This window comes from Delftia sp. ZNC0008 (genome assembly GCF_000799035.1).
Classification (GTDB): Bacteria; Pseudomonadota; Gammaproteobacteria; order Burkholderiales; family Burkholderiaceae_C; genus Comamonas; species Comamonas tsuruhatensis.
In genome coordinates this window covers 1-3,862 of record NZ_JTKZ01000506.1, presented here as the reverse complement: position 1 = coordinate 3,862, position 3,862 = coordinate 1, and the positions used below count along the sequence as shown (strand labels likewise).

The 3,862-nt window shown below is 68.4% G+C and carries 4 protein-coding genes and 1 pseudogene; 2 read left to right on the top strand and 3 right to left on the bottom strand.

Annotated features, from left to right (window positions below; genetic code table 11):
• Positions 1 to 372 (top strand): annotated as a pseudogene (locus L995_RS16965) (collagenase-like protease); the annotation flags it as partial.
• Here the strand turns inward: L995_RS16965 and L995_RS16960 are convergent.
• Together L995_RS16960 and L995_RS16955 are read right to left on the bottom strand one after the other, a co-directional pair.
• On the bottom strand, positions 336 to 617 hold the full coding sequence (locus L995_RS16960; RefSeq protein WP_012206611.1) for a hypothetical protein: 282 nt from the start codon (positions 615 to 617) through the stop codon (positions 336 to 338). The pseudogene L995_RS16965 and the gene L995_RS16960 overlap by 37 nt on opposite strands.
• A 10-nt stretch (positions 618 to 627) precedes the next feature.
• On the bottom strand, positions 628 to 2,970 hold the full coding sequence (locus tag L995_RS16955) for an FdhF/YdeP family oxidoreductase (protein ID WP_047472733.1): 2,343 nt from the start codon (positions 2,968 to 2,970) through the stop codon (positions 628 to 630).
• Between the two features lie 128 nt (positions 2,971 to 3,098).
• Here L995_RS16955 and L995_RS16950 point away from each other — a divergent pair, with 128 nt between their 5' ends.
• Positions 3,099 to 3,557 (top strand): GNAT family N-acetyltransferase, encoded by a 459-nt coding sequence (locus L995_RS16950; RefSeq protein WP_047472731.1) that lies wholly within the window; start codon positions 3,099 to 3,101, stop codon positions 3,555 to 3,557.
• Positions 3,558 to 3,569: 12 nt separating this feature from the next.
• Here the strand turns inward: L995_RS16950 and L995_RS31430 are convergent.
• Positions 3,570 to 3,862 (bottom strand): helix-turn-helix domain-containing protein (locus L995_RS31430; RefSeq protein ID WP_197065153.1); only part of this gene is annotated, 293 nt, incomplete at its 5' end.

Here is a 3,862-nt window from a genome sequence, read left to right as displayed (position 1 = left end):
AACGTCTACAACCAGAAGGCGCACGATTTCTACATCAAGCACGGCGTCAAGGTCATCGACGCGGCCTACGAGAGCAAGGAAGAAGAAGGCGAAGTCAGCCTGATGATCACCAAGCATTGCGTGCGCTTTTCCATGAGCCTGTGCCCCAAGCAGGCCAAGGGCGTCATCGGCGTCAAGGGCACCATCAAGGCCGAGCCGCTGCAGCTGATCAACGGCAAGGAAAAACTCACGCTGCGCTTCGACTGCAAGCCCTGCGAGATGCACGTGGTCGGCAAGATGAAGCGCGCGGTGATCAACCAGCACGCCAAGGAAATGCAGGAGTTTCCGATACAGTTCTACCGCACGCGGCCCGTGCCCTCGGCCAGCGCCTGACAGGCCTCGGCCTCCACCCACAAGCGCCCGCGCTCCGTCAGGGCCGCCAGCCACCGCCCCTCTTCCTGCTCCAGCCTGACCCAGCCCGGCCCCGGTGTGCCGGCAATGGGTGCATCGCCCATCAGCGCCAGGCAACGCATGAGCACGCTGGCACCCTGCCCCAGTCGCTTGCCCAGCCTGGGCAGGGACATGGGTGCGGGCTCGGTGGCCAATTCGCGCAGGATGGCGGCGGCCAGTTCTTCCATGCCTTGCACTTCAGGCCGCCATTTCTTCCAGCGCGGGAGACGGCACGGCAGGCAGCCGGTGCGCCACCAACTGCACGGGAATGGACTTGGAGCTGGGCGTGCCCGCCACGATGGCCGTGGCCGACAGCGGCACCAGCGGATTGGTCTCGGGATAGTAGGCAGCGATGCAGCCGCGCGGAATGTCGTAGGCCACGAGCCTGAAGTGCTCGGCGCTGCGCTGCTGGCCGTCATCCCACACCGTCTGCAGGTCCACCCAGTCGCCATCCTTCATGCCCAGGGCGCGGATGTCCTCGGCATGGATGAAGACCACGCGGCGCTGTCCGAAGACGCCGCGGTAGCGGTCGTCCATGCCGTAGATGGTGGTGTTGTACTGGTCGTGCGAGCGCGTGGTGAACAGCGTGAACACCGGCGATGCGCCGGGGCTGCGCGCGGCGCGTGCGCGGTGCACGGGCGTGTCGCGCGGCACGGCGTGCACGAAGAAGCCGGCCTTGCCCCGGGGCGTCTCCCAGATGCGCTCGCTTGCCGCATTGCGCAGCTTGAAGCCGCCCGGCACGGCCACGCGCGCGTTGAAGTCGTGGAAGTCGTCGAAGACCTGCTCGATCAGCTCGCGTATGCGCGCATAATCGCCGGCCAGCTCCTGCCAGGGCACGGGCCGCTGCGCGCCCAGCGTGGCGGCAGCCAGGCGCGCGACGATGGCGATCTCGCTGAGCAGGTGCTCGGACGCAGGCGGGTTGATGCCGCTGGAGATATGGACCATGCCCATGGAGTCCTCCACCGTCACGCCCTGCGGCCCGGTGGCCTGCATGTCGATCTCGGTGCGGCCCAGGCAGGGCAGGATCAGCGCCTCGCGGCCGTGCACCAGGTGGCTGCGGTTGAGCTTGGTGGTCACATGCACGGTCAGGTCGCAGCGGCGCAGCGCCTGCCAGGTGGCATGCGTGTCGGGCGTGGCCGCCGCGAAGTTGCCGCCCAGCGCGAAGAAGACCTTGCCCCTGCCTTCGAGCATGAGGCGGATGGACTCGACCACGTCCACGCCGTGGGCACGCGGCGGCTCGAAGCCGAAGACCTGCTGCAGCCGGTCCAGCAGCGCGGCCGGCGGCTTCTCCCAGATGCCCATGCTGCGGTCGCCCTGCACATTGCTGTGGCCGCGCACCGGGCAGGCGCCCGCACCCGGGCGGCCGATGTTGCCGCGCAGCAGCAGCAGGTTGACCAGCATCTGCACGGCGGCCACCGAATGCATGTGCTGCGTGATGCCCATGCCCCAGCAGACGATGGTGCTGCGGGCGGCGATGTAGACCTCGGCCGCCGTCTGCATCTGCGCGCGGCTCAGGCCGGACTCGGCCTCCAGCAGGCCCCAGTCCTCGGCACGCAGGTCCTCGGCCAGGGCCTCGAAGCCGGTCGTGTGTTCGGCGATGAAGGCATGGTCCAGCACGCCGCCGCCCCCTTGCCCCAGTGCATCGTCCTGCGCGATCACATGCTTCATGATGCCCTTGACGGCCGCGATGTCGCCGCCCACGCGCAGCTGGAAGTAGTGCGTGCTGATGGGCGTGGCGCCCAGGGTGGCCATCTCCAGCTTGCTTTGCGGGTCCTGGAAGCGCTCCAGCCCGCGCTCGCGCAGCGGGTTGAAGCTCAGGATGCGCGCGCCGCGCTTGTGGGCTGCGCGCAGTTCGCCCAGCATGCGCGGGTGGTTGGTGCCGGGGTTCTGGCCGAAGATGAAGATGGCATCGGCCTGCTCGAAATCGGCCAGCTGCACCGTGCCCTTGCCCACGCCGATCTGCGGCTTCATGCCGCTGCCGCTGGGCTCGTGGCACATGTTGGAGCAGTCGGGGAAATTGTTGGTGCCGTAGGCGCGCACGAACAGCTGGTAGAGAAAGGCCGCCTCGTTGCTGGCGCGGCCCGAGGTGTAGAAGATGGCCTGGTTCGGGTCGGGCAGCGCGTTCAGGTGGCGGGCAATCAGCGCAAAGGCGCTGTCCCAGCCGATGGGCCGGTAGCGGTCGCTGGCCGCGTCGTACACCATGGGCTCGGTGAGCCGGCCCTGGTCTTCCAGCCAGAAATCGCTTTGCGCCATGAGCTCGGCCACCGTGTGCCGGGCAAAGAATTCGGGCGTCACGCGGCGCGCCGTGGCCTCGGCCGCCACGGCCTTGGCGCCGTTCTCGCAGAACTCGAAGGTGGAATGGTGGTTGCGGTCGGGCCAGGCGCAGCCCGGGCAGTCGAAGCCGTCGGGCTGGTTGGCCGACAGCAGCGTCTTGGCGCCCTTGACGGCGATATCCTGGCGCATCAGGGCCTGGCTCACGCTGCGCAATGCGCCCCAGCCGCCAGCGGCGCCCTTGTAGAACTCGATCTTTTGTTCGGACATGGGCCGGGAGTGTTCCGTCTGTCCATGATCCAGGTCAAATCACATCTCCAAATGGAGAGATTCAGCAAAGATATGAGCACGGCATCCTTGCCCTGCGCCATGCTGGCAACCTCAGCCCCGGACCACCGATGAACTCCACAGCCATACACACCGCCATCCCCGAAGACGCCGCGCTGATCGCTCCGCTGTTCGACGCCTACCGCCAGTTCTACGAGCAACCTGCGGATGCCGACGCGGCGCTGGCCTTCATCACGGCGCGGCTGGAGCGCGGCGAATCCGTGATCCTGCTGGCCCGCCGACCGGCCGGCAGCGCCCTGGGCTTTTGCCAGCTCTATCCCTCGTTCTGCTCGGTGCTGGCCGCGCCCATCTACGTGCTCTACGACCTCTTCGTGGTGCCCGATGCGCGCCGCCTGGGCGTGGGCCGCGCCCTGCTGCTGGCGGCCGAAGCCCATGCCCGCGCCACGGGCCATGCACGCATGGACCTGACCACGGCACGCAACAACCTGCGCGCCCAGGCGCTGTACGAGTCGCTGGGCTGGGTGCGTGACGAAGTGTTCCTGACCTATGCGCGCCATCTGCAGGCTTGAGCCGCCAGCGGCCTAGCGCAAAACCCGCAGCTCCCGCGCCAGCGCCACGGCCTGGGTGCGGCTGCGCGCGCCCAGCTTGAGGTTGATGCTGCGCAGGTGGGTGCGCACCGTGCTGTCGGAGACGAAGAGTTTCTCGGCCATGGCCGCATTGGAGTAGCCCGAGGCCAGCAGCTCCAGCACGCGCAGCTCCTTGCGGGTCAGGGGCTCGGCAAGCGCCGTGGCCGGCGCCGGGCCCTGGGGCGCATCCGCTGCCTGCAGCTCGGGGGGATCGGCGGGCTCGGCAGGCTCGCCCAGGGCAGACAGCA

Coding starts and splice junctions, on each gene's coding strand:
- L995_RS16960 (WP_012206611.1), bottom strand. CDS start 617: ATGGAAGAACTGGCCGCCGCCATCCTGCGCGAATTGGCCACCGAGCCC.
- L995_RS16950 (WP_047472731.1), top strand. CDS start 3,099: ATGAACTCCACAGCCATACACACCGCCATCCCCGAAGACGCCGCGCTG.
- L995_RS16955 (WP_047472733.1), bottom strand. CDS start 2,970: ATGTCCGAACAAAAGATCGAGTTCTACAAGGGCGCCGCTGGCGGCTGG.